General features: G+C 65.7%; 15 protein-coding genes. 5 read left to right on the forward strand and 10 right to left on the reverse strand.

Annotation, left to right across the window (positions count from 1 at the left end; translation table 11 throughout):
- Positions 1 to 99: 99 nt before the first annotated feature.
- The 4 genes from VT03_RS00610 to VT03_RS00625 form a co-directional block, all read right to left on the reverse strand.
- Complete coding sequence (locus tag VT03_RS00610) at positions 100 to 816, reverse strand: carboxypeptidase regulatory-like domain-containing protein (protein WP_075091182.1); 717 nt, start codon at positions 814 to 816, stop codon at positions 100 to 102.
- 112 nt (positions 817 to 928) lie between these two features.
- Positions 929 to 1,678, reverse strand: a complete 750-nt coding sequence (locus tag VT03_RS00615) for a carboxypeptidase regulatory-like domain-containing protein (RefSeq protein WP_075091183.1) — start codon at positions 1,676 to 1,678, stop codon at positions 929 to 931.
- A 76-nt stretch (positions 1,679 to 1,754) separates the two neighbouring features.
- Positions 1,755 to 2,531, reverse strand: a complete 777-nt coding sequence (locus tag VT03_RS00620) for a carboxypeptidase regulatory-like domain-containing protein (protein ID WP_075091184.1) — start codon at positions 2,529 to 2,531, stop codon at positions 1,755 to 1,757.
- Between the two features lie 695 nt (positions 2,532 to 3,226).
- Positions 3,227 to 4,339: a DUF1573 domain-containing protein gene (locus tag VT03_RS00625; RefSeq protein ID WP_075091185.1), complete on the reverse strand. Its 1,113-nt coding sequence runs from the start codon at positions 4,337 to 4,339 to the stop codon at positions 3,227 to 3,229.
- Positions 4,340 to 5,527: 1,188 nt separating this feature from the next.
- On the opposite strand from VT03_RS00625, the gene VT03_RS00630 reads away from it, so the two are divergent.
- The 3 genes from VT03_RS00630 to VT03_RS00640 all read left to right on the forward strand — a co-directional run bounded on the left by VT03_RS00630 (position 5,528) and on the right by VT03_RS00640 (position 12,214).
- Positions 5,528 to 6,556 (forward strand): hypothetical protein, encoded by a 1,029-nt coding sequence (locus VT03_RS00630; protein WP_075091186.1) that lies wholly within the window; start codon positions 5,528 to 5,530, stop codon positions 6,554 to 6,556.
- 128 nt (positions 6,557 to 6,684) lie between these two features.
- Complete coding sequence (gene ccsA, locus VT03_RS00635) at positions 6,685 to 10,380, forward strand: cytochrome c biogenesis protein (RefSeq protein ID WP_075091187.1); 3,696 nt, start codon at positions 6,685 to 6,687, stop codon at positions 10,378 to 10,380.
- A gap of 574 nt (positions 10,381 to 10,954) precedes the next feature.
- Positions 10,955 to 12,214 (forward strand): glutamate-5-semialdehyde dehydrogenase, encoded by a 1,260-nt coding sequence (locus tag VT03_RS00640; RefSeq protein ID WP_075091188.1) that lies wholly within the window; start codon positions 10,955 to 10,957, stop codon positions 12,212 to 12,214.
- A gap of 128 nt (positions 12,215 to 12,342) precedes the next feature.
- Here the strand turns inward: VT03_RS00640 and rdgB are convergent, their stop codons facing one another.
- Together rdgB and VT03_RS00650 are read right to left on the reverse strand one after the other, a co-directional pair.
- The gene (gene rdgB / locus VT03_RS00645) at positions 12,343 to 12,978 is read right to left on the reverse strand and encodes an RdgB/HAM1 family non-canonical purine NTP pyrophosphatase (RefSeq protein WP_075091189.1); all 636 of its coding nucleotides are present in this window, start codon (positions 12,976 to 12,978) and stop codon (positions 12,343 to 12,345) included.
- 38 nt (positions 12,979 to 13,016) lie between these two features.
- The gene (locus VT03_RS00650; RefSeq protein WP_075091190.1) at positions 13,017 to 14,732 is read right to left on the reverse strand and encodes a GGDEF domain-containing protein; all 1,716 of its coding nucleotides are present in this window, start codon (positions 14,730 to 14,732) and stop codon (positions 13,017 to 13,019) included.
- A 316-nt stretch (positions 14,733 to 15,048) separates the two neighbouring features.
- On the opposite strand from VT03_RS00650, the gene VT03_RS00655 reads away from it, so the two are divergent.
- Positions 15,049 to 18,255 carry a PAS domain-containing hybrid sensor histidine kinase/response regulator gene (locus VT03_RS00655; RefSeq protein WP_075091191.1) on the forward strand — a complete coding sequence of 1,069 codons (3,207 nt, stop codon included), beginning with the start codon at positions 15,049 to 15,051 and terminating at the stop codon, positions 18,253 to 18,255.
- 9 nt (positions 18,256 to 18,264) lie between these two features.
- On the opposite strand, the gene lysA is transcribed toward VT03_RS00655, so the two are convergent.
- Both lysA and VT03_RS00665 read right to left on the reverse strand, forming a co-directional pair.
- Positions 18,265 to 19,539 carry a diaminopimelate decarboxylase gene (lysA, locus tag VT03_RS00660; protein ID WP_075091192.1) on the reverse strand — a complete coding sequence of 425 codons (1,275 nt, stop codon included), beginning with the start codon at positions 19,537 to 19,539 and terminating at the stop codon, positions 18,265 to 18,267.
- Positions 19,540 to 20,052: 513 nt separating this feature from the next.
- Positions 20,053 to 20,961 (reverse strand): alpha/beta hydrolase, encoded by a 909-nt coding sequence (locus tag VT03_RS00665; RefSeq protein ID WP_075091193.1) that lies wholly within the window; start codon positions 20,959 to 20,961, stop codon positions 20,053 to 20,055.
- Between the two features lie 526 nt (positions 20,962 to 21,487).
- Between VT03_RS00665 and VT03_RS00670 the strand changes: the two genes are divergently transcribed.
- Positions 21,488 to 22,678 (forward strand): SGNH/GDSL hydrolase family protein, encoded by a 1,191-nt coding sequence (locus VT03_RS00670; RefSeq protein WP_075091194.1) that lies wholly within the window; start codon positions 21,488 to 21,490, stop codon positions 22,676 to 22,678.
- A gap of 33 nt (positions 22,679 to 22,711) precedes the next feature.
- On the opposite strand, the gene VT03_RS00675 is transcribed toward VT03_RS00670, so the two are convergent.
- The gene (locus tag VT03_RS00675; RefSeq protein ID WP_075091195.1) at positions 22,712 to 23,971 is read right to left on the reverse strand and encodes a DUF1552 domain-containing protein; all 1,260 of its coding nucleotides are present in this window, start codon (positions 23,969 to 23,971) and stop codon (positions 22,712 to 22,714) included.
- A 42-nt stretch (positions 23,972 to 24,013) separates the two neighbouring features.
- Positions 24,014 to 26,365, reverse strand: coding sequence for a DUF1592 domain-containing protein (locus VT03_RS00680; protein WP_082845838.1), 2,352 nt, complete (start codon positions 26,363 to 26,365; stop codon positions 24,014 to 24,016).
- Positions 26,366 to 26,515: the final 150 nt, after the last annotated feature.

The following is a 26,515-nucleotide window of genomic DNA, read 5'->3' on the forward strand; positions in this document are numbered from 1 at the left end:
ACCTGTGACAGACACGCCTGATCGAGGCGAGGTTCCCGGGCGTCAGTGGCTTTATCAGCAGAGGGAAGCCGTTTGGCGCCGGGCGACAGGGACATCTCCTCAGTTGTTCGGCGCGGTCAGTTTGCCGATCGGAATGACGTATGGCCCCAACTGGCTGGTCTTGCCTCCAACGACCGTCACTTTCCACTCGCGTTCCAGGTAGCCGCGTTGTTCGTGCCAGACGCGGAACGAGTGCTCGCCGACGGGGAGCCCCTTGATCGTGAACCGGCCCTCCTTGTCGGTGACGGCCGCGTACGGGTGGTCGACGACCAGAAGCGTCGAGCGCATCCAGGGTTGGATATCGTCCTTGATCGGCACCGGCAACGTTTCGGGTGCCTTCAACGCGACGGCGATCCCCTTCTTGTCCATCGGCTTCAGGATGAAGTTCTGCTGGGGGTTGGCGAGCGTGTAGGTATGGATGTTGTGCTCCACCGGATCGGCCGACGTGAACCGCAGCTTCTGGTCCGTCCGGACGACGAGAGCATGTGGCACATACCGACGCTGCTCGATCGTGAGTTGGACCTCCGGCTCCTTGCTCCGGCTCAGCTCCCGGGGGATGTTGGCGGGCGCCCTTCGCAGGTAGATGAAGACGTTGGCGACGCCGCCGGTCTTCTTGTCGACAACGTAGCTTTCGTTCGGCACTTCGAAACGCAGAGGGCTGCCCCCCTTCAGGAGCGGCGGCTGGATGGGGACGAAACCTTCCGTGATGAACTCACCTGTGATGTCGCCGAACTCTTCGGCAGCGGCTGTTTGTCCTGCAAGAGCGATCCAGAGCACGATCGCAGCACCCCAAACAAGTCTCGACGCTTTCATGTTCCGGCCCCGGAAAGGAACAACGGACGGGGGATCGTTCGACCGTCCGTCAGGATACCGACCACGATCCAAATCGCTACGACTTCTCGGCGATGAGCTTCACCGCAGGGATCTTCACCGTCGGGACGGCGGTGGTCTTTCCGGCGACGACGTTGACCTTCCACTCCCGCTCCACGTAGCCCGGGTTCTCGTGCCAGACGCGGAACGAGTGCTCTCCGGCCGGGAGGCCCTTGATCGTGAACTTGCCCTCTCGGTCGGTGACTGCTGCATAGGGGTGATCAACCACCAGCATGTTGGCCCGCATCCAGGGGTGGATATCGCACCTCACCGGCAACGGCAGACCTTCCGGCCGAGGCAGTTCGATTGCGACACCGTCCTTCCCAAACTCATCGAGTAAGAGCGACTGCGGATTGGCGAGCGTATAAGTGTGGACTGCATGCGCTCGAGGCCATTTGTTGACGAATCGGAGCTTCTGGTCCGTTCGGACAACGACGGCGTGGGGGACGAACTGCCGATCTTCGATCGTGATCCTGACCTCGGGTTCCGCGCTCCTAGCCAGCTCCGGAGGGGGCGCGGCGGGAGCCTTTCGCAGGTAGATGAAGACATTCGCGACCCCGCCGGTCTTCTTGTCGACGACGTAGCGTTCGTCCGGGATGACCACCGGCGGAGGGCCAACCTCCTGAATGAGCGGCGGCAGGATGGGAACGAAACCCTCGGTGATGAACTCGCCCGTGATGTCGCCGAACTCTTCGGCGGCGGTGGCCTGTCCAGCGAGAACGCCCCAGAGCACGACCGCAGCCCCCCAGACGAGTCTCAACGCCTTCATGTTCCGGCCCCGGAAAAGAAAAACGGACGGGGGATTGCTCCTCCGTCCGTCAGCATACCGAACGCGATCGGGATCGCTATGACTTCTTGGTCGAGAGCTTCATGGCGGGGACCTTCACCGGCGGGACGGTGGTGGTCTTTCCGGCGACGACGTTGACCTTCCACTCCCGCTCCACGTAGCCCGGGTTCTCGTGCCAGACGCGGAACGAGTGCTCTCCGGCCGGGAGGCCTTCGATCTTGAACTTGCCGTCCTTGTCGGTCACGGCGGCGTACGGGTGATCGACGACGAGCATCGTGGCCCGCATCCAGGGGTGGATGTCGCACTTGACCGGCATCGGCAGGGTCTCGCTCGCCTTCATGGCAATCGCGGTCCCCGTCTTGTCGTTCGCCTGGAGGATGAAGTTCTGCTGGGGGTTGCCGAGCGTGTAGGTGTGAATGTTGTGGGCCACTGCGTCGCCGGAGGTGAACCGCACGCTCTGATCCGTGCGGACGATTGCCGCGTGCGGCACATAGCGGCAGCCCTTGTTGTCGAAGACGACTTCCTTCTCCTTGCTGGCCTTGAGCGACGGATCGATCATCGCGGGAGCCTTGCGGAGATAGATGAAGATGTCGGCCACGCCGCCGTTCGCGGCGTTGACGATCAGCGAGTCGTCCGGCACCCCTTCGGCGGCGCAGACGGCGGCGTCTTTGGCCGCTGCGTCACCCTTCTTGACCAGGTCCGCCAGCTTGGGGGCGGCCCCGTCGACCACGAACTGGCCTTCGATCGCTCCGAATTCCTGGGCCCAGGTCGGGGCGGAGGTGGCACACGCGACAGCAAAACCCGTCGCGGCGAGCAGCCGGGCGAACTTCTTCATCGTCAGTCTCCAAAAGGGGTGATCACAGGGGCCGCAACGGTCGCTGCGGCGGAGGTGGGAAGACGGATCGTTCGAGACCGTCCACACTTAGGCAGGTTCTTCCAGTATAGGCGCGGCGGCGGGAGTCCTGCCACCAGCCCATCGGCAGTTTTTGAACTGGGGGGGCGGCTATTGGCTGCGAGGGGCGGATGGGCTGACATCGCGTCCTTGCCGGAGCGGCTCTCATAGCTCAGACCCAACGTGCGACGGCAGGCTGGGGTCAAGGGGGCTCGCCCCCTTGCCGCCGGAGGCACTTTCATGAGGAACCGTGGTAAGCAACGGATGTCCCCTTTGTGGTCCCCGCGTCGAGGATTCACCACTCGCTCCGCAATCCCCGCGGGTTGGTGAGGGGGCATACGACACGATGTCCGCGCTTGGACACGTGCTCCTTCAGATATCTCTCGACGGCCAAGCCTCCGGCGGGCAAAGGGGCGTTGGCCCTCTGCACTCCCCACCAGGGTGCCCCTGGACCCGGTTGTTGGGCCGGAAATGCTGGGGGACGCAGATGTGCCCGCCTTCATGGTTAACCATCGACGGCGCGAGACTCGGTAGGCCGTGCCCGTTATCCCTCTCTGACGGCCAAATCAAACGCAAAGACCTGTCCGACCAATCGATCGAACAGGTCCCCGGTACGAACGCCATGGGGCAATCGAAAACTACTTCGACGCCGTCGAGGAGTTGACGGTCTTCTCCACGGTCCCCTGGGCGGTGAAGGTGATCGGCGTTTCACGGCCGGCGATCGTCAGCGTGAAGTTCATGTTGACGTTCCCTTCGGCACCCGACGGGGTGATCTTGACCGGCAGGACATGGAGAGCCTTCGCTTCCGGTCCGACCTTGACCTGCACCCCTTCGCCCATCTTGTCCGCTTCGACCTTCTCAATGGCGAACGGCTTCTTGGCCTTCACGACCACGGTGACGGTCTTGTCGACACCCGGCTTGAGAGCTCCGAGCTGAACGACCGACGGGATGATCTGGAACTCAGGAACCACGGTCGCCCGGACGAGGACCGGGATGTTCGGGTTCGAGGGATCGTTCGTGACGACAGTGAGCTGCTCGCGGAACTCGCCGGCCGGGACGTCGGCAGCCAGGGTCACGGCGAGGTCGTATTCGATCCGGCCGTTCGAGCGGCGGACTTCGCGGGCGGTGGCGGCAACGCTCTTGTTGTTCGAACGGACTTCGCGGACCTGCCACTGGCCGGCGCTGAAGCTGCTGTTGACGACCGAGACGTGCCGCTCGGCCGGCGCTCCCAGGTCGACTACGCCGAAGTCGGCCGAGCCGGGGGTGACCTGGAGATCGGACCGAATCTCGACGTTCAGCGGGATCCGGACCGTTTCGCTGTGCTGGCCGTTCTTATCACGGAACTGGCACAAGACCGAGATCGTCGGGTGGCGGTGGCCGGAGTGGGCCACGGTGTCGATCTTGATGTTCAGGATCCCGGTCTCCCAGCTCTTCAGCGTGAACTGGCTAACGGTCTTGTTAGGATCCTGGGGGTCGAGGAGCGATGGCTGACCGCAGCGACAGGTGGTGTTGACGCTGCTGATTGTGATGTCGTCTTTGAACTTATTCGTGATGACGACCTGACGTCGGACATCAGAATTCTTGGCGACGTTGCCGAAATCAAAACTGAGGTCGGAGAACATCTGCTGTCCCCACGACTGCTGCTGAACGACCGGCTGCGAGCTGACGGTCCGGACGGCCTGAGCCGAAGCGACGAGCGGGCAGGAAAAGAGAGCGGCGACCACAAACGTTTTGGACAACTGGCGAATCATTGAGAGTTCCTCGAGATCGGTGCGGGTTCGGGGGTGTGCGGTCCTTCCATGTTTCCGCCAGGCGGTCCAGGCGGCCGGCTCCATGCACTGGCCAGTCGTCTCACCCGCCCCAACCGGAAGTGATTGACGTTCGGCTCGCACCGGCCCCGAGCAATGGGGTCAGTTTGGAAACGAAGTCACCCGGATGGGGGTCCGTAAGGACAAGGGATGCAATGCACGTGCCACGCGGTTCGGCACTGAGATCGAAGACAGCCACTGCAAATCGCTGATGTCTGAGCATCACCCGCAAACGGCAGGGGATCAACAAAAAAACGCAGCCGCGTTGATTATTCGGCAAGTCGTTTTGCTTAGCAGGCTCTCAAGGCTTGAGGCGCAAACCTGTCATGCTTCGCCGGAGGATCCGAGGAGGGAAACTGTTCGTTCCCTGCCGTGAGTGCGATCCGCGCCGGGTGTGCTGTCGCGAGCCGATGCCGCTGTGAAATGCGCGGCTGAGGCGAGCCGCACCAAACGCCGATGCGGCAATCCTTGCGGCGTTTTGGCCTACGCAGAATCCGTCTCTTATCCATCCTCACGGGCGCAAACGCTGAACGAGGAGGAACCGGCCTGACCGGTCAATGCGCAACCCGTGTCGTTGGCTTGTCGGGTCCAAGGCGGGCCCCGGTAGGTCGCCAGGGGCCAGCCCATGGTCGCCGGAGCCATGTTCGTCGAGAGCCGTCGTCCCCCCGGTGGCGTCGCGACGGGAACTGGTGTGAGTCGACACAGCCGTTCTCTCGGAGGGTCGTGGATCGATCGGCAGCTGGAACCACCGCTGCGGCTCGGCTGGAGCCTCGCCCTCCCGGGGGCGTCCGAATGGGGACGGAGCGTTGTCACGCTCCTCGACCGGCGCGCGATGTCGCCTTGGCCGCTGACCCGGGCGGGCTGAAGGGAGCGAGGGCGATTGCCGCCACGGGGGATGGTCGCCGGGAGCCACGCCGTCGCCCGGAGGGCGGAGTTCGGGAAAGGGGCGGGACCTGCGTGTACTTCGCGCGGCGGACCTTCCTATAATAGTTGGCTTGTGCATCGGATGATCCGCGCCGGGCTCCCTCCTTACTGCCCCCGTTCTCCCACCTCGGCTGTAACTTGCTGAATCCCCATATGTTAAGACGCTGTGTCGCACTCGCCCTGCTCGGGCTGTGCGGATGCCACGATGTGGATCAGATCACCCAGTACAAGGCCCCCAAAGAGGTCACCCGCTCCGCGGCCCGCCCGAGCGCCCAAGGGAACTCGGCGGGGTCGGCGGCGTGGTTCCTGAAACTGACGGGGCCGGCCGAGAAGGTCGGCGAACACTACGAGGCGTTCGTCCGCCTGATGTCCCGCTTCCGGGTCGATGACACCGGGAAGCCGAGCTGGGAAGCGCCCGAAGGATGGGTGGAAGTCCCGCCGAAGGACCTCGATCCCGCCCTCGCCAACGCCCGCTACGCCACCTTGCGGCTGAAGGATTCCGAGCCGCCGCTGGATATCACGGTCACCACGCTCCCGAGTCCCGATCCGACGGCGGAGCAATACATCCAGATGAACGTCAACCGCTGGCGGCGGCAGCTTCAGATGGAGCCGCTGGAGGGAGACGACTGGCTCGCCAAGGCCCGGGAGACCAAGGAACTCGCGCTGTTCGCGGCCAATGACGGCTTCGTGGCGTTCGCCAACCTCAAAGGGAAGGGGGAAGACGGTGCCGCAGTCCAGACCCTCGCGGCGATCATTCCCTACGTGCCGGGTGGAGTCGGAGCGAGCGAGCCCACCTCTTCGGCGCCGCCCAGCTCGCCCATGCCGCCCAAGTCTCCGGCGGGGCCCGGGCTGAAGTACGCGACCCCCGAGGGCTGGACGGAGACCCGCAAGCCGCTGGCGAGCGTCGCCTTCACCAGGACCGAAGGGGACCAGTCGTTCGACGTCACCGTGATCCGGCTGGGGGGCGGGGGCGGCCTGCTTCCGAACGTGAACCGCTGGCGCGGTCAGATCGGACTGGAGGCGATCCAGGAGGATGCTCTTAAGACAACGCCGGTTCCGGTTGGCGAACTGACAGGGCAACTCATCGATCTCCAGAACGGCGACAAGGCCCTGATGACGGTCGTGATCCCGCAGGGGGATGCCCAGTGGTTCGTGAAGCTGATGGGATCGAATGAACTGGCTCAGAAGGAACGCGACAAGTTCCTGGAGTTTGCAAAGTCGATCCGGTTCGAGTGATGGCCGCGGTGTGCGGTCCAGCGGTTGGAAGGCGTCTGCCGTGAGCGGCAGGCGGGGTGAAGAGGCCGGGGCGTCAGGGCTGGCGTCCCCGAGACGAGAACACAGGTTTCAGAACGGAAATTCGCTCGATGTCCACGACCACCCTCCCCGAAGAGCATGACGCCGACCTCCGGACCCTCGTCCACACCGGCTCGAGCGTCCTTGACTCGATGCTGCGGTCGCTCGCCTCGCTGAAGCTGACCGTGGTGCTGCTGGCCCTGGCGTGCGGGAACGTCCTGTTCGGGACGCTGGCCCAGGCGGAAATGGATGTCTGGAAGGCGGTCTCGGAATACTTCCGGATCGACATCCGGAACCTGTTCATCGACGGCGCCCCCTGGCTGAACCTCCGGGAGCTCGTGACGTGGGTTCCGTTCGACATCTTCACCCCGAAGGCGTGGTTCCCCGAAGGGGGGCCGTTCGCCGCGAACTGGGGGTTCCTGTATCCCCGCGGCTGGACGATCGGCATCCTCATGATGCTGAACCTGCTGGCGGCGCATCTCGTCCGGTTCAAGGTGGTCGCCAAAGGGACGCGGCTGATCGTCGGCTGGGCGGGGATCGTCTTCGGCATCTTCATCACGTGGCTCGTGATCTCCAGCGGCAACAACGTCCACGGAGTCGAAGGGGAAAATCTCGTCTCCTACGAGACCCTGTGGCGGCTGGCGGGCGTGGCGGCGTTTGCCCTGACGGCCGCTTCGATCTGGGGCTCGATCGGCGCGACGAGCCGGGCGGCGTTCTGGGGGCTGATGGCCTCGAGCGCTCTGTGTGCGGCGCTGAGCGTCTACCTCATTTCCTCCGAGCCGCTCAGCGCCTCGTCGATGCGGATTCTGTATCAGCTCGCGAAGGGGACGATCGCCGGGCTGGCGATCCTGATTCCGTCGTGGGTCGTGTTCGGCAAGCGGGCGGGGATTGTGGCCCTGCATGCCGGGATCGGCCTGATGATGGGCTACGAGGTCTACGTCGGGATGCATGCCGCGCGGATGGAGGCGCGGATGCAGATCGAGGAAGGCCAGGTCATGAACTACACGTACGACATCCGCGCCGTCGAGCTGGCGGTCGTCGATCCGTCGCCGTCGGACCATGACCTGCACACCGTCATCCCGGCGGCCCGGCTGCAGAAGGGGGTCAAGTTCCATGACGACCGGCTGCCGTTCGACATGGAACTCGTGGAATACCACGAGAACAGCGAAATCCAGATGCGGCTCCCGAAGGACAAGGACGTCAAGACTCCCGCCACGAAGGGGCGGGGGCTCGAGATCCTGATGGAGCCGCGGGCGGTCGGGACCGGTGTCGAGACGAACCAGAAGGCGGACGTCCCCTCGGGCTATGTCCGGATCCTGGATCCGAAGAGTGGCAAGGAAGACGGGGTCTACCTCGTCAGTGCCCTGCTCTCCCGGCCGGAGACCATCACCTTCGATGGCAAGCCGTACCAGCTCTCGCTCCGGTTCCGGCGGGACTACAAGCCGTATCAGATCGAGCTCAAGGACGTTCAGAAGAACGACTACGTCGGCACGAACCGTCCGAAGGACTACCGCTCGAAGATCCACCTTGTCGACGAGCGGAACGGGGTCGACAAGGACTTCGAAATCTGGATGAACAACCCTCTCCGCTACGCCGGCGAGACGTTCTACCAGAGCAGCTACATCCCCGCCGGGGCGATGGGGGACAACCGCGAGATGACCGACTTCCAGGTCGTCATCAACGAAGGGTGGATGACCCCGTACGTGGCGTGCATGATCGTTGTCGTCGGGATGCTGTACCACTTCTGGCTGATGCTTTCCCGGTTCCTGCGGACGGCGAGCGCCGTTCCGGTGACCGACGGGGTTGCCGAGGGATACGACTGGACGGTCCTGGCGCCGGCTCTGGCGCTGGCGACGGTCGCCGGGCTTTACGCCTCGATGGCCGCGTTCCGTTCCGCGAAGCCGGTGAACGGATTTGATCTGGCGGCGTTCAGCGCCATTCCGATCTTCGATGGCGGCCGGGCTCAGCCGATCGATTCCTACGCTCTCAACAACCTGATGCAGATCTCCGAGCGGCAGACCTTCAAGGATGCCGAGGGGAACAAGCGGACGGCCGTCGAATGGTTCCTCGACTCGATCGCCAAGCCGGAGGACGTGGCCGCGAAGTATCCGGTGTTCCGGATCGACCATCCGGACATCGTCAAGAGCCTGAACCTCGACTGGCGGGAGTCGCACCTCTACAGCCGCGAGGAGATCGAGAAGACCTGGCCGCAGCTTCAGTCCCAGATCCAGACCGCCGGCGACAAGCGGGGCGAGGACCGGAGCATTGAAGAGCGGAAGCTGCTCAGTCTGGCCGGGAAGCTGAACCAGTTCGAGAAGATGAAGGCGGCGTTCCTCGACATGCGGGACATGCCGCAGGGTCTGCCCGTGATGCCGACCCGCGAAGAGTTCCAGAAGGACCCGCAGGGGGCGCAGGCCCGGGCCTCGCAGGTGGCGGATCTGCTCCACAACGCGCGGGACCGGTTCAGCCAGATGCACCTGCCGCTGGTCGTCCCGACGCACTTGGGACGCGGCAAGTCCGAAGAGGGGCTGCTAGCGATGCTGAAGACGAACTGGGAGCCGACGGCGCTGGCGTCGATCTATGCCCACATCGGCGGATCGGCCGGGGAGAAGATTCCGGCCCTCGATCTGCTCGAAGAGATCCGGGCCGCTTATCGCGACGGCAAGGCGGACGTGTTCAACGCCAAGGTGGTCGAGTACCGCAAGCTCATCGACGGCCTCTCGGACGACGAGCGGACGGTGCCGGGAACCGGCTCGACGCTCAACGTCGTGAAGACGAACTACGAGGCGTTCTACAACCGGTTCGCTCCGTCGTGGCTGGCCTTCATGCTCTACGTGCCGGGGATGGCCCTGATCCTGCTCGGCTGGCTGATGGCCCCGATGGGATTCTTCCGCCACCTCCGGGCGGCCGGATGGGGGATCACGGCGGTGGCGTTCATCCTGCACACCTATGCCCTGGTGGGCCGGATCTACATTTCCGGACGGCCTCCGGTGACCAACCTCTACTCGGCGTCCGTCTTCATCGGCTGGGCGATCGTGCTGATGGGACTGGGGCTGGAACTCGTGTCGCGGATGGGGATTTCGACGCTGGCGGCGGCGCTGGCGGGGTTCCTGACGCTGCGGGTGGCCGATGCACTGCGGTTCGACGGCGACACGCTGTCGGTGCTAGAGCCGGTGCTTGACACACAGTTCTGGCTGGCGACGCACGTGGTGTGCATCACGCTGGGGTACGCGACGAGTTATGTCGCCGGGCTCCTGGGGACCGGCTACCTGCTGGGGGGCGTGCTGACGCCGTATCTCAACTCGAGTATCCGGCAGCGTCTGGCGAACATGACCTATGGGACCGTGTGTTTTGCGCTGCTGTTCAGCTTCTTCGGGACGGTTCTCGGGGGGTTGTGGGCGGATGACTCGTGGGGGCGGTTCTGGGGTTGGGATCCAAAGGAGAACGGGGCGCTGATCATCGTCCTGTGGAATGCGCTGATTCTGCATGCCCGGTGGGACGGGATGGCTCGCGGGCGGGGGGTGGCGATCCTGTCGGTGCTGGGGAACATTGTGGTGACGTGGTCGTTCTTTGGGGTGAATGAGCTGGGGGTGGGTCTCCATTCCTACGGGTTCACCGAGGGGCGGCTGCGGTATATCGGGATGTTTGCGTTGGCTCATGTGGTGATTGCGGCGATTGGTTCGTTGCCGACGTCGGCGTGGATGTCGTACCGGGCGGAAGACAACCGGCCGACTCCCCCGCGGCTTGGTGACACGGCGGCGAGCTGAGGCACCTGCAAGCGGAGTTCAAGCAACCACGCGCATTCGCCGATTGGTGGTCACCCAACACCGGGTCCAGGGGCACCCTGGTGGGGAGTGCAGAGGGGCAACGCCCCTTTGCCCGCCGGAGGCCGTCTCGTCGAGAGATGTCTGAAGGAGTGAGTATCCAAGCGCGGACACCGTGTCGTATGCCCTCTCACCAACCCGCAGGGATTGCAAAGCGAGCGGTGTAGATTGAGGGAGTCCTCAACGCTGGTACCACAAAGGGGACGTCCGTTGCTTACCGCGGTTCCTCATAGAAGTGCCTCCGGCGGCAAGGGGGCGTGGCCCCCTTGACCCCTGGCTGCCGTCGCACGTTGGGTTTGAGCTGGCATAGTCGGGCCGGCAAGGACGTGGTTCGAGCCGGCGGGACAAGCCATCCCATTCCTTGCTGCATCAGCGCCGCCCGATCCCACCCGCCGCCCGCTTCGGATAGACTGTCCGTCTTGGACGGCTCCGAAAGCGAGACAGCTGAACCTCGTGTTCATCTCCCGTGTCGTGAGCCGGAACCGATCCTGAGTTCACCCGCTCCGCACACGCCACGATGTCTGAACTGCCTGAGTACGTTCGCCACACAAGCCGCAAGGCCCGGATCGCTTCCCGCGGGTTGGCGCGGGCTTCCGGGGCGACGAAAGACGCCTGGATTCGTGAAACCGCCCGGCAGCTTCGCTCGAGGTCGGCATTCCTCATCGAGGAGAACGCCAAAGATCTGGAAGCGGCTCCCGGGTATGGCCTGACGTCAGCCGCGATCGACCGGCTGCGACTGACGGCACCCCGGATCGAGGAGATCGCGCGGGCAATGGAAGAGGTGATCGGGCTGCCGAACCCGGTCGGCGAGGTGATCGACAGCAATGTTCGCCCGAACGGGCTCCTGGTGACGCGGGTCCGGGTTCCGCTCGGCGTCGTCTTCTTCATCTACGAGTCGCGGCCGAACGTCACGATCGACGCGGCGGCGCTGTGCGTCAAAAGCGGAAACGCGGTGATCCTCCGCGGCGGCAAGGAGGCGTTCCACAGCAACCAGGCCCTCTACCGAATCCTGGCCGACGCGCTTGAAGCGACAGGACTGCCGCGGGATGCCGTACAGCTCGTTTCGACGACGGACCGTGAGGCCGTGCGGCTGTTCCTCAAGGAACGCGAGAACATCGATGTCGCGATTCCCCGCGGCGGGAAGTCGCTGATCGAGACCGTGACGGCTGAGGCGACGATGCCGGTCATCAAGCACTTCGACGGGGTGTGCCACGTCTACGTCGACGCGACCGCCAACTTGGAAATGGGAGTCGAGATCCTGCTGAATGCCAAGGTCCAGCGGCCGGGGGTCTGCAACGCGGCGGAGTGCCTGCTGGTGCACGAATCGGTCGCGGCGGCGTTCCTGCCGCTGGCGGGGGCGAAGCTGGCGGCCGCAGGGGTCGAGCTTCGCGGCTGCACGCGAACGCGGGAGTTCCTGCCGGACGCGAAGCTGGCGACCGAGCAGGACTACCGAACCGAGTACCTGGGTCTCGTCCTGAGCGTGCGGGTCGTCGACTCGCTGGACCAGGCGATCGAGCACATCACGGAGTACGGGTCGCACCACACCGAAGCGATCGTCACGAACGACCATCCTTCGGCGATGCGGTTCGCGACGGAGGTCGATTCCGCGGGGGTGATGATTAACGCCAGCACGCGGTTCAACGACGGCGGCGAGCTGGGGCTGGGGGCGGAGATCGGCATTTCGACCGACAAGTTCCACGCCCGCGGGCCGTGCGGGCTGCGGGAGCTGATGAGCTACAAGTACGTCGTCTACGGGCAGGGACAGGTGCGGAAGTAGGAGTGAAACACCAAGACACAAAGGAGGCACCAAGAGCACAAAGAGGAGAAGGACGGAGAGCGGTGCGAACCTTCCTCGCCCTTGTCTGAATTCTTGGTGCCCTTCGTGACTTCTTTGTGTCTTGGTGTTTAATCCTCTTTCCGCCCCACCGACAGGACCTTGAGAAGCCCCGGGATGAGCCGGCGGAAGGCGCGGGCGCGGTGGCTGATCTGCTGCTTCACGAGCGGTGAGAGTTCGCCGAAGGTTTCGTGGTATTCGCGGACGAGGAAGTAAGGGTCGTAACCGAATCCGTTCGGGCCGCGGGGTTCGTCAAGCATCCGGCCGCGGCAGGTGTCCTCGAAGCTGAGGACGATGTTCCCTTCCGGATCGGAAACGGCGACGTGGCAGACATAGCCGCCGCCGCGTTTCTCTGGCGGGACGCCGGCGAGTTCGCACATCAGCTTGGCATTGTTTTTCTCGTCGGTCGCTCCCTCGCCGCTATACCGAGCGCTGTAGACCCCGGGCTCTCCCTTGAGGAAGTCGACCCGCAGGCCGCTGTCCTCGCCGATCGCCCAGTGCTTGAGGTGGAGCGCCGTCTGGCGGGCCTTCTTGGCGGCGTTCTCGGCGAACGTCGTTCCGTCCTCGATCACTTCGGGGACATCCGGAAACTCGGCAACGGCGACGAGCGGGATCGCGTACGGAGCCAGAAGGTCGCGGATTTCCCCCGCCTTCTTGAGATTGCGGCTGGCGAGGACAACGGTCGGATAGACGGTGGCAGGCTTCATGGGCTCTCGGACGACGGGGAGTCCCGCAGTCTATCGGCTCATGTCCCGGCGGCCACCGACTCGGCCTGGAACGTGCGCGTCCGGTTCCGACCGTCCCGCTTCGCCTGATAGAGCGCGGTGTCGGCGGATTTCAGCAGACGCTGCAGGGCACGGGCGTGGTCCGGAAAGGTCGCCGCGCCGATGCTGAGGGTGACCCGGAACTCCTGGTCCTCGAACCGGATCGGGGTCCGTTCCACCGCCTGCCGGATCGACTCCGCGATCCGCACCGCCCCGGGACCATCCGTCGCCGGAAGCAGGATCGCGAACTCTTCGCCGCCGTAGCGGGCCGCCAGCGGCTGGTCGCTCTCGCGAGTCATCGCCAGGACCCGCTGCAGGACATGAGCCACGGCCTGAAGCGCGGCGTCGCCGGCCGGGTGCCCGCGGCGGTCGTTCACCGACTTGAAGTGATCGATGTCGAGCAGCAGGAGCGAGAACGCCTCCTCCCGGTCGCCCGACCGCTCGAGGAGCGCCGAAAACTCGGCGTCGAACGTGCGGCGGTTGGGGAGGAGCGTGAGAGGGTCCAGACGCGCCTGCTCGGCGACGCGGGCCCGGTCGACCGTCTGTGTGAGGAGATCCACCAGATACCGCGCGGCCCACTCGATGAGGCTCCGGTCGGCGTCCGCGACGTGCGATCCCGACCGTCGAGTCAGACACAGGAGCCCGACTGCCGCGTCCTGCCGCTCGATCGGGACCGAGACGACCGTTGCGAAGGGGAGCGGCGCCGTGGACTGGTCGAGGTGCTGAGCGTCGTGAATGTGCAGCCCGCGTGTCTGCGCAAGCCGCGGCAGCAGCCGGTCCTCGGCGAGGATCCAAGCTTCGCCAAGCGGGCGCGGGAGGGCGGCCCCGGCCCGGATGACGGAGCTCTCCGGGGTGAGCTGGGCCCCGAAGAGATGAACCGTCACCCGCTCGAAGTCCGCCAGCAGCGCGAGCCGGCGGAGGAACTCCAGGACCATCTGGGCTGGGCCGTGGAAATGCTGGTCCACCACTCCCCGCAGCTCGAGGATCTCGCGCGAGACCGACAGTTCCGAGTCACGCTGCGTCGTGTGTTCTTCCCGCCGCAGCTCGTCGCCCAGCAGCGTGAGGACGCGGGACCAGAGCGCTTCGTCGGCCGGCGAAGGATCTTCGTGATCGTGGCGGAGAAAGCTGGCCAGAACCCCCCAGGGATGGGCCGGATCGCCGATGGGACGCAGGATGACGTCCGACAGCGCGGCGCGGGCGGCGGCATCCAGGCCGCCGACGAGCGGGGACGCACCGTTGGAGGCGGGGCTGGACTGGGAGATCAGCGAACGGTGGAGGATGCGGTGGCGAGTCAGCTGGGGGAGAATGGCGGGCGAAATCGACAGCCGCTGCCGGGTCGCCGCCGACAGCTCGTGCGAGTGGACCAGCGTGAGGACGCCTGAGCGGTGGCGGAAGACGGCGGTTGCCTCCGCGGCGTCGTGCTCCCGCGTCGCCGACTGGAGCCGCCGGAGCCGGTCGTCGATCGCCCCGGGGCTCAGGACGCAGTAGAGGAGCCGCAACTCCGCGGCGAGGATCTCCTCACGGGCCCGGGCGTTGTCGAGAGACTGCTGCAGCTGCTCCCAGTCGCGGCTGCGGTTCCGAACGCGGCGGATCTGGTCCCAGACGACCACCGGAATCGCAGCGGCGATCCCCCCGAAGGCCAGCCAGCCGGCCGGGGGGGCGAGCGATGCCACGGTCAGGAGGGGGAACGGAGACATCCTGTGCGGAGGGGGGACCTGAGGAGGGTGCCGACAGTCGACCGTCGGAGGTCTTCGGCAGCTTGCTCTTGGATGAAGCCAGCCGCATCGTCCTCCTCTCCTGCGTGAGAAGACAGAGCGTCCCTGCCGATTGCGTCCAAAGGCCGCGTCGCCGATCGACAACAAGACCGGGCGACCGTCACAGGCGGACGGAAACGCGGACGCGTGTTTGTGAAACGCTCCGAAACCTTGGACACTATCTCATGGCTGGCGGCCGATCCGGTCGCGGATCTCCCCCGCTTTCCCGCCCATCACCGATCTCCCTGGCAGTGCCATCATGATCGTGCAAGAGAAGCGTCCCTATCTCGTCGCGGTCCTCTCGGGACTCATTCTGCTGGCGGAAGTCCTGTTCCCCGGGTCGGTTTCCTACGGCGGGCTTTACGTCCTGCCGGGGCTCATTGCCGCCTCGCTCCCCGCGGCCCAGCGGTACCGGCTGCTCACCGGCGTGCTGGTGGTCCCGCTCGCGTCGCTGGCGCTCCGCTGGATTCTCGGGACCGTCGACCAGATCGTCCTGTCGCAGACGGCGATCACGATGATCGCGCTGTGCGGGCTGGCGACGTGGTCGTCCCGGATCTCGGGGGGACGGCGCGGACGGGGGGCGGGAGCGGGCGAGTCCGGGACGTTCGTCGCTCCAGCGCTCCTGGACGAGGACCGGCTCCTGCTGGACGGTCTGATGGACGCGATCCCGGACGACATCTACTACAAGGACTGCGACGGCCACTACCTGCGGATCAACGGAGCCAAGGCCCAGCGATCCGGACTGAAATCGCCCGACGACGCGGTCGGAAAGACGGACTTCGATTTCTTCCAGAAGGAGCATGCCGAGGCGGCGCTGCAGACGGAGAAGTACATCATCCGGACCGGGGCGCCGCTCCAGGATATCGAGGAACGGCTGCAGTGGCCCGACGGACACGTCTCCTGGGTCTCGGCGACCAAGGTCCCGCTCCGGACGCGGCTGGGGGACATCGTCGGGACGCTCGGGATCTCGCGGGACATCACCGCCCAGCACGAAACGGAAGCCCTCCTGCAGGAGGAGCGGGACCGGTTGCGGACGCTCATCGACAACCTGCCGGACAACATCTTCATCAAGGACACGAACTTCCGGTTCGTCACCGTCAACACGGCGAACGTCAAGGGGTTCGGCTGCCGGGACGAGTCGGAGATCATCGGCAAGGACGACTATTCGTTCTGCCCCCCGGAGCTGGCACGGCTCTACCGGGAGGACGATCGCCGGGTCCTGGCGGGCGAGGTCCTGCTGAACCGCGAGGAAATGTTCCGCGCGCCCGACGGCAACCACTGGATCCTCACGACGAAGGCTCCTCTGCGGAATCTGCGGGGGGAGGTGACGGGGCTGGTCGGCATCTGCCGCGACATCACGGAGCGGAAGAAGGTCGAAGAGGAGCTCAAGGCGGCCAAGGAGGCAGCGGAAGTCGCGAACCGGACCAAGAGCGAGTTCCTGGCCAACATGAGCCACGAGATCCGGACCCCCATGAACGCGGTGCTGGGGATGACCGAGCTGGTGCTCGAGACGTCGCTCGATTCCCGGCAGCGGGACTACCTCCAGACGGTCCACCAGTCGGCCGAATCGCTGATGGAGATCCTGAACGACATCCTTGATTTCTCGAAGATCGAGGCGGGGCGGATCGAGCTCGACCCGTACTCGTTCGACTTCCGCGAGTGGCTGGGCGACGTCCTCAAGACGATGAGCGTCCGGGCCCACGCCAAGAAGCTGGAACTGGCGTGCCGCGTCGCTCCGGACGTGCCGAAGGTGGTCAAGGCGGACGGGCTGCGGCTGCGGCAGGTGATCCTGAACCTGGTGGGGAATGCGATCAAGTTCACCGACCGTGGCGAGGTGGTCCTGACGGTCGACCTGATCCAGCGGCTGGGGGGGCGGGCGGAGTTGCATGTCCGGGTCCGCGACACGGGGATCGGGATCTCGGGGCAGCACCAGCAGCGGATCTTCAAGGCGTTTGAGCAGGCGGACTCATCAATGACCCGCCGCTACGGCGGGACGGGGCTGGGACTGGCGATCTCGTCGCGGCTGGTCCAGCTCATGGGCGGGGCGATCTGGGTCGAGAGCGAAGTGGGACAGGGAAGCATTTTCAACTTCACCATCTCGCTGGAGATCGGGGACGACGCTGTCGCGCTGACACCGACCGCCCCGAAGTCGGTCCTGGGGTTGCGGGTCCTGATCGTCGACGACAACGAGACGAACCGTCGGATCCTCGAGGAAATGTGCCGCAACTGGGGGATGAAGCCGGTCGTCGTCTCCGACGCCAACGCCGCGCTCGAGGTGCTCAAGGAGGCGGCCGCCCGGTGCGAGGCGTTCCCCATCGTCCTGACAGACGCCTGCATGCCGGATATCGATGGATTCACGCTGGTGGAGCACATCCGGCAGGAAGCAGCCATCGCCAGCACCGTCATCATGATGCTGACGAGCGTCGACGAGCGGCCCGACCCGCAGCGGGAGGAGTCGCTCGGCATCCGCTCCTATCTCGTGAAGCCGATCAAGCAGTCCGATCTGTTCGACGCCGTCGTGGCCGCGTTTGACGAGGAGCCCCGGATCCGGGCGGTGACCCAGGGGGCCGGGGAGCTGGCCAAGATCCGGCCGCTCAAGATCCTGCTGGTGGAGGACAGCCTTCCCAACCAGAAGCTGGCAATCGGGCTCCTCTCGCGCTTCGGCCATACGCTGGAGCTGGCCACGAACGGTCAGGAGGCATTCGACCGGGCCACGGGAGAAGAGTTCGACCTGGTCCTGATGGATGTCCAGATGCCGGTCGTGAACGGGCTGGAGGCGACGCAACTCATCCGCAAGTGGGAACAGGACCGGCGGCGGGCCCGTCCGGTCCCGATCATCGCCATGACGGCCCACGCCATGAAGGGGGACCGCGAGACCTGCCTGGAGGCGGGGATGGACGGGTACGTCTCCAAGCCGGTGCGGCCGGTCGAACTCGCGGACTCAATCCTCGATGTTCTGGGGGATGCGGCCAGGAACGAAGCCGCCGTCCCCGCGGTCCCGAGGTCCGACGCCGGGAGCCCGCCCGCGACCGAGAGGCCGTCGCCGCCGGCACTCCCCTCCTCACTCTCTCCTGAACCGGCTGCGTCACCGCAGTCGACCACGCAGCCCGACTCGGCGGCCTTCGCCAGCAACGGCGACGCCGTCGACTGGAACGCGGCCCTTCAGTCGACGCTTCACGACGAAGAGTTGCTGAGGGACGTCGTCGAGGTCTTCCTGGCGGATCTTCCGGGGCTGATGACGGAGCTCCGGAGGGCGGTCGACCAGAACGCCGCGCGCGACTGCCAGCGCCTGGCTCACACGCTCAAGGGGAACCTGCGGACCTTTCACGCCAGCGGGATGGACACCGCCGCGGAAATCGAGACGGAGGCCCGCGAAGGGGACCTCTCGGCCGTTCCGCCTCGGATGGAGCGGCTGACGCAGGAGCTGGAGCGGACGACCGCCGCCATGCGGGCGCGGTTCGGCTGAGGAGCCGGCTTACAGGCCGCGCTCGAAGGCGATCAGGTCTTCGTACGTTTCCCGCTTGCGGATCAACCGGACCTGGGAGCCGTTCACGAGGACTTCCGCCGCGCGGGGGCGGGAGTTGTAGTTGCTGCTCATCGCCATCCCGTAAGCCCCCGCACTGAACGTGCTGAGGAGCTCGCCCCGCTTCACTTCCGGCAGCCAGCGGGCCTTCGCGAGGTAGTCCCCCGACTCGCAGATCGGGCCGACGACGTCCGCCGGTTCGCAGCCCTGAACTTCGGCCTCGAAGTCGACCGGCGGGGCGACCCGCGGGGCGACCGGCCAGATGCGGTGGAAGGAGTCGTACATCGCGGGGCGGACGAGGTCGTTCATCGCCGCGTCCTGGATGACGAACAGCTTTCCCCCTTCGCGCTTCGTGTAGATGACGTTGCTGACGAGGACCGCCGCGTTGCCGCAGATCGACCGGCCCGGCTCCAGCGCGAGGCGGCATTCGGCCTTTCGGATGTACGGCAGGATGACTTCGGCGTAACGGCTGGCGGGAGGCGCTTCCTGGCCGCGGTAGCTGAGGCCGAAGCCTCCGCCGAGGTTGATCCAGTTCGTGCGGTGCCCCTTCGACCGGAGTTCGGTCACGACTTCGAGGGCCTTCTTGGCGGCCGCCTCGTAGGGATCGGTCGTCAGGATCGGCGAGCCCAGGTGCATGTGGATGCCACGGAGCTCGAGGTGCGGGTTCGCGAGGACCTTGTCGGCGAGCTGGTTGTGCCGCTCGATGTCCATCCCGAACTTGTTCCCCTTCTTGCCGGTCGTCGTCTTGGCGTGGGTCTTGGCGTCGATGTCCGGGTTGAGGCGAAGCGCGACGGGGGCGATGCGGTCCATCGACTTCGCCACGGCGGCGATGGCGTCGAGTTCCGCTTCGCTCTCGACGTTGAACATGAGGATGTTCGATTCGAGGCCGAAGCGGATTTCCTCATCGGTCTTGCCGACGCCGGCGAAAACGACCCGCGTCGTGTCCGCCCCGGCGTGCTTGACCCGGTAGAGCTCACCCCCCGAGACGACGTCGAAGCTGCTTCCCTCGGAGTTGAGGAGCTTCAGGAGCGAGAGGTTGGAGTTCGCCTTGACCGAATAGCAGAGGACGGGGTCCGTCTCGGCGAACGCTTCCTTGATGGCGCGGAACTCGTGGAGGAGCTTGGCCTGCGAGTAGACGAACAGCGGCGTCCCGAACTCGGCGGCGAGCTCGGAGATCCGGACGTCCTCACACCAGAGTTCGCCGCCCTTGTACTGAAAAGCATCCATCGAATTGCGACCGCTACGCTATGGGGGACCGGGGAAAGGGACGCATCTTATGGCCGGGCCCGCGTCGGTTCCAGCGGCCGGATTTGATTCCGCCGAGGGGGCGGCGGCTCCGAAGGCCGGGCATTCCCACAGCCGGGACCAGCGGCCTCGGTGGTCGGTTCGCAGTTTCCGACGTTCCTGGGCCACAGAATGAGTTTTGCGCCGGAGCCACCTCGGCGCTTTGCCGGTCCTGATGAGAAGAGGTTGGAAACACAGAGGCGCAGAGGACACGGAGAGGGATGGCAAGAGAGCCGGCGTTCAGAAGGGTTTTCAGAAGAGAGTGGGAGCCACAGATGAACACGGATGGACACAGATGAAGGCCGGCAGGCGATTCCCATTGCCTCCCATCCTTCCTCTGCTTCTTTCCTCTCCGTGTCCTCTGCGCCTCTGTGTTTCAAAAACCCGAACGCTCGTGAAACTCAACACCATCGGCGGGGCTGAGTTCGTTCCAACGCGAATGGCTCAGGGAGCGACTTACTTCTCCAGCTTCTCCACCACGAAGGAGAACAGGTCCGGATGCTTGATGCCGGTCGCTCCCGGATAGTTGAACTCGTACTCGACCCCCGCCTTCTTGAGGGCCGGTTCCAGGCCGCCGCCGAAATTGGCCGAGTGTGGCGGGTCCTTGTACGGCTGACCGAGCTGGAGCGGGGTGTCGTAGAAGAGGTAGACCGGTGGGTCGTCCTGGCTCACCAGCTCGTAGGGGGAGAACTCGCGGATCGAGGGGAGCAGTTCCGCCCGTTTCTGGAGGAAATCGGCGTAGCTGGGGAGGGCGAAGGCGTGGTGGCCGTAGTCGTTGTTCGGGATCCAGTTCCGCATCTGCTGCGGATCAAGCGACGTTTGCGGTACGAAGGCCATGACGCACCGCAGCCGGGTCGACTGGCGGGCAATCGGGTCGTCGCTCTTGGGATCGGCGAGGTCGGGATGGAAGCCGAGCCAGAGGGAGGTGAAGCCGCCCGCGGAGCCGCCGCAGCCGGCGATCCTGGTCGGGTCGATCTTCCACTCGGCCGCCTTGCTGCGGGTGAACTGGAGGGCGAGGGCGGCGTCATGGAGGCAGGCTTTGACGGGGGGCTCGACTTTGTCGGCGATCGCGTCCGGGATGAGGCGGTAGTTGATCGAGACGATGGAGATTCCTTTCGCGAGGCACTGGTCGCGGAAGTCGGGGTTTCCTTTGTCTCCGACCATCCATCCGCCGCCGTGGATGAAGAAGAGGACCGGAGTCGGTTGGTCGGACTTGGCCTGGTAGACGTCGAGGACCTGACGGGGGTGAGTGCCGTAGGGGACGTTGGCGAGTGTGGGCTTGGGTGCGCCTGACGCCTGGGCGAGGAGGGAGGTGGCGCCCGTGCTCCAGAGAAGTGTTGTGAGGAGGACTCGGGCGATCGACATTGGGGGGCTCTGGGGGAGATGCCACGGTTTTGAACGAGGCTGTCGTGGCGCGGGATTGTCAGGGGCGGCGGAGTGAAGAACAAGTGGACCGCAACTCGACCGGGTCCAGGGGGCACCCTGGTGGGGGATGCAAGGGGGCCACGCCCCCTTGCCCGCCCGAGGCCTAGCCGTCGAGAGATGTCTGAAGGAGAACGTGCCCAAGCGCGGACACCGCGTCGTATGCCCCCTCATCAACCCGCGGCGATTGCAGAGCGAGCGGTGAGCCCTCAACGCCGGCTCCACAAAACGGTCGTCCGTTGTTTCCCACGGTTCCTCATGAAAGCGCCTCCGGCGGCAAGGGGGCCTGTGTTGTTTCTTGGCCCCTTGACCCCGGTTGCCGTAGCACATTGGGTTTGACGAAACATCGCTGTGCAGGCAGGGACGCTGTTTGAGCTTTCGAATGCATCCGCTTGTTCCGATATCCCTCACCGCTCTATCGTTCCAGCGGCCCCCCGGTCCCACATGCGTTCCCCTGAGATCTCCCGCAATGCCCCAGCTCCCTTCGCTGAGCGTTCCCTCCTTCGCACGGCTCACGATCGCCGCCCTGCTTCTCGGGCTCACAGCAGCCGCTGAGGACAAGCCCGCGACGAAGACCCCCGGCGAGATCGTCAACGACCTGCGGCTCCTCGATCCGCCGTGGCGTTCGCCGGTGGCCTACCGCGAAAGCACGACGCCCCTCCGCGAGACCGACACCGCCCCGATCCTGGGACGGCTCGCCTTCGAAGCGGCCTCGATCGAAAACATCGTCAGCGCCGACGGGACGCGGACCTACAAGGTCGGCAAGGACGTCATCCTGCGGCCCGACGGGAAGACGCTGGAGTTCACTGCCGACAGCCAGGTCCCCTTCCTCCGCTACGACGAGTTCTACCCCGCGCCGATGTCGCCCCGCAGCTACCGCCATCGCAAGGACCATCCCGAGCAATGGATGCTCTACTCCGAAGGGCACTGGTTCCACGACCGGCAGATCGAAGTCACCTACACGCGCAAGACCCCCGGCTGGCCGCGGACCGCTCCAGCCCTGGCTAAGGACCAACTCCCACGAAGCCTGGCCCGACTGGCGAAGGGGGAACCGCTGACGATCGGCGTGAGCGGCGACAGCATCACCGCCGGAGCCAACGCCTCCGGCCTGACCGGCGCCGCGCCCCACATGCCCGCCTACCCGGCCCTCGTGGCGGCCCAGCTCGAAGCGACCGCGAAGTCGCCGGTCACGCTTCGCAACCGGGCGGTCGGCGGGTGGAGCGTTGCCAACGGCGTCGGCGACATCGAGATGCTGATGAACGAGAAGCCCGATCTCCTGATTGTCGCCTACGGCATGAACGACGTGGGACGCCGCGATCCGAAGTGGTTCACCGAGCAGACGGCAGCCCTGATCGCCAAGGCCCGGGCCCGGAACCCGGAGGTCGAGATCATCCTCGTCGCCTCAATGCTCGGAAATTCGGAGTGGGTCCACACGCCGCGGGACATGTTCGCTCAGTATCGGGACGCGCTGGCGAGCCTGGCCGGACCGGGGATTGCCCTCGCGGACGTGACCGCGGTTTGGGACACGATGCTGAAGTCCAAGCACGACTACGATCTGATCGGGAACGGCCTCAACCATCCCAACGACTTCGGCCATCGGCTCTATGCGCAGACGATTCTCAGTCTGTTGATCGCTCCCGCGGCCGCCGACGCCAAGTGACCGTGGCTCGACGTCCTCTCGGTTACCGGCGCCCTACGCCGTCCGGTCGAGACCGGCGAGCGTGCCGGTGCTCGATCCGAAGCGGTCGACCTCCTGGCCGCAGCCCTGGAGGACGCTGACAAAGAGGTTGCACAGCGGGGCGTTGTTCCGGGTATCGAACGAGAGATGCTGGCCGTGGCGGAACCGGCCGCCGGCGTGCAGGATTGGAAGGTTTGTCGTGAGGTGGCCGTTGGCGTTTCCCAGGTTGCTTCCCATGAGGACCTGGGTGCTCGCCAGCAGGTTGGAGTCACCCTCGGCGGTCGCCCTGAGCTGGGCGAGGAAGTCGGCCCAGATCCGGATCGTCTCGCGGTCGATGATCCGCAACTCCTCGATCAGCGTCTCGTTGAGCCCGTGGTGCGAGAGGGCGTGATACGCCTGCGTCACCCCTTTGAGGGGGGCGACGGGCGATCCGCCATCGCCGCCATAGGTCGCGACGCGCGTTGAGTCGGTCTGGATCGCGAGCCGGACGACGTCCAGGAACTCTCGAAAGTTCCCCGTGAAGTCCATCCACGGGAGTTTGGTCGGAGGCGGGACGTCGACGGCGGGCTTGGGGGTCTTGGACCACCGCTCCGCTTTGGCCAGCCGCTGCTCGGTCTCCCGCACGGCGGTGAAATACTGGTCGAGCTTGTTGCGGTCGGCCCGGCTGACACGGGGTTCGAGCGACCGGGCTTCGTCCAGGAGCGTGTCCATGATGCTCTGGCCGTCCTGCAGCCGGGACTCCTGCCGGGCGATCTCTTTCTCAGTCCCTTTGAGGAACAGCTTTTCGAAGAGGGCGACCGGAGAGGACTCCGTCGGGATGGCGATTCCGTTGGCGGACCAGGAGAGGGTGTGCGAGCCGAGTGTCAGCGACGCGAACCGTGTTTCGTCGCCGATCCGCTTCGCCAGGAACTGATCGAGCGAGATCGTGTTCGTGAAGCTCGGGGCGCCGGGATGCGGAGCGGCGGTGAGGAACGACTTTTCGGCCGAGTGCCCGCCGTCGACGTCGGGATGGCTGGTCCCGGAGATCACAGTGAAGTCCTGTCGGACCTCCTTCGCAACCTGAAGGTACGGGCTGAGCTCGTACTCCGCGCCGGTCTGCTGCGGGAAGAAGTCGGGGCCGTGAAAGCCGAGCGGGATGTTGATCGCGACGAACCGCTGCGGCGCTGGCAGGCGGTCGGCGGCGCGGGCGGGGAACATCGATTCGAGCAGCGGGAGCGCGAGCGCCACCCCGGTCCCGCGGAGCAGAGTGCGGCGAGTCAATCGGCGGATGGACATCGACGGGGTTCCTGAAGTATTCCGGCTGTGACGAGCGGGCCGCTAGGGAGTCTTGAAGGTGGGGCTCTCGACGATCGCGTGGACGAGCGACCGCAGCCCGCCCCCTTCGGCGAGGTTCCGCTTCCGGATCGCATCGACCGCGTCCCGGTCCGAGAAGCCAAGCTCCCGGCCAAGGGCGAACGTCATCAGCTTTTCGGTCAGGCAGCGGGCGAACCGTTCATCAGACTTCAGCAGGTGCTGCTTGAGCTCGCGCAGGTCGGCGAACCGCTCGCCGGTCGACAGGACGCCACTGGGGTCGACCTTTCCTGCAGGCACGACGCGGCCCCAGCCTTTGTCGGCGTGCTCCGGATTGACCTGAAAGCGGAGATACTGCTCCCGGAACTTTCCGGTCGGGTCGAAGCTTTCGAGGGCGAAGCCGGGAGGATCGATGTGCCGGTGGCAGACGTTGCACGACTCGTTGCGGCGGTGCTTATCGAGCTGTTCCCGGATGGTCGTCGCTCCCCGGATGTCGGGCTCGATCCCTCCTGCGTTCGGCGGCGGTGGGGGGACGGTTTGCCCCAGCAGGTTTTCGAGAACCCACACACCCCGAGGGACCGGGGAGGTGCTGGTTCCGTTGGCCGTCACCTTGAGGACTGCTCCCTGCGTCAGGACACCGCCGCGGATGCTCCCGGCCGGGAGCGGAGTCCGTCGGACCTCGACTCCCTGGGCGCTATCGACTCCGTAGTGCTCTCCGAGGCGGCCGTTCAGCATGGCGAAGTCGGAGTCGAGGAAGCTCCGCAGCGGGAGATCGTCGTCAAGCACGGTGCGGAAGAAGGCGTGCGACTCCTCGATCATGCTGAACTTGAGGTAGTCGTCGAATCCCGGGTAGAGCTTGGGGTCCGGGGTCGTGGCGTCGATCTCCCGCAGCCGGAGCCATTGTCCGGTGAAGTCGTCGATCAGGCGGTTGCGGCGGGGATCGCTCAGGAGGCGCTCGACCTCGCCACGGAGGATGGCGGGGTCGTGCAGCGTTCCCGCTTCGGCGCGCCCCAGCAGTTCGGCGTCGGGGAGGGACCGCCAGAGGAAGTAGGAGAGCCGCGACGCGAGTTCGTGATCCGAGATCCGCGGCCGATCGGCTGCCGGCTCCTCGCAGAGATAGAGGAAGTGCGGCGAGCACAGGATCGCGGTCAGGCCTGCGCGAAGGCTGGCTTCGAAGGGACGGCCCGCGTCGATCCGGCGGCGGACGAGAGCGACGTAGCGTTCGACTTCTCCCGCACGAGCCGGGCGGCGGAAGGCTCGCGGGACGAACCCTTTGAAGATCCGCTCCGCATCCTCGATGTTCCCCTTCGCCAGATCGACCTCTCCCAGCAGTTGCCGATGGCTGGCGGGGGGCCACTGGTCGTAGAGCGGGCCGCTGACCTCGACCGGACCGAAGCCGACTCCCGGATGTGTTCCCTTGGTAACGTCGTTGATCCAGGTCGGCAGGCCGAGCAGGAAGAACTGAATCGCGGACCGCTCGCCGACCTTGCCCTCGATCTCGAACCGCTTCGGCTGGCTCGTCGCCTCGAAGTATCCGAGCGGGATGTTCGTCGCCGACAGGCCGTGGAAGTCCGAGACACGGGCGTTGAAGACGATCGGCTGTGGGCTGTTGTACGTCGCGGCTTCGAACCGGAAGCGGTAGCGGCCTGCCAGAGGTGTCCGCTTGGGGCGGGTGGAGAGCTTGCTGTAGTTGCCGTTGTCAGTCGTGTGGATGACGGTCCGGTCCTGGTCCCGGGTGTAAAACTTCGGGATGTCCTTCGTCACTTCGCTGCCGGGGTCGACGACGAAGGTCGTCATCGGGGGCTGCGGGCCGTGGACGATGGCGGCGTCGAGAGCCGCCTCGGCCGCCAGCAGGTACTGCCCCATCAGCTCGGCGGAGATCGCGAGCGCTTCGCCGTTGTTGTCGAAGCCGGCCGCCTGCTGGTCCGCAGGGAGCAGCGACCTGAGTTCGACGTCGATCGAGAGCAGGTCGCGGATCGTGTTCTGATACTCGTCGCGGTTCAGGCGCCTCTGGACAACCTCGCGCCGCTGGCGGTCAGCGCCCCGCAACGGCTCGGCGATCGCGCCGAGAAAATCCCGCTTCTCGGTCTCGTCGGGACGAGGCTCGGATTCCGGAGGCATCTCGCCGCGGGCGACGCGATCGTAGATCCGCGCCCAGCGGTCGATCTGCGGCCGATCCTCCAGGGCTCCCGTGACCTGCTTCAGATCGAGGCCCCCCTCCCGAGTCGTCTCGTCGTGGCAGGCGGTGCAGTGCCGGGCGACGAAGCGGAGGGCCGCATGGCCGACGGGCTCGGCGGCAGAGGCTGGGAAAGAACAGAGCGTGATCGCCGCTACTAGGGCGAACAGCGGACAGGGCAGAAGGACGGAGAATGGCTTCAAGAGGGCCGACCCGCGAGCGTTCGGGGAAGTTGGCCAAGTGTCTCAGATGCCGGAGAGAGGGACAATCCCGCCGGCACAGCTCTCATTGTTCAAACCCAACGTGCGCCGGCAGCCGGGGTCAAGGGGGCGCCCCCTTGCCGCCGGAGGCGC

Origin of the sequence: Planctomyces sp. SH-PL14, assembly GCF_001610835.1 — a bacterium.
Lineage (GTDB): Bacteria > Planctomycetota > Planctomycetia > Planctomycetales > Planctomycetaceae > Planctomyces_A.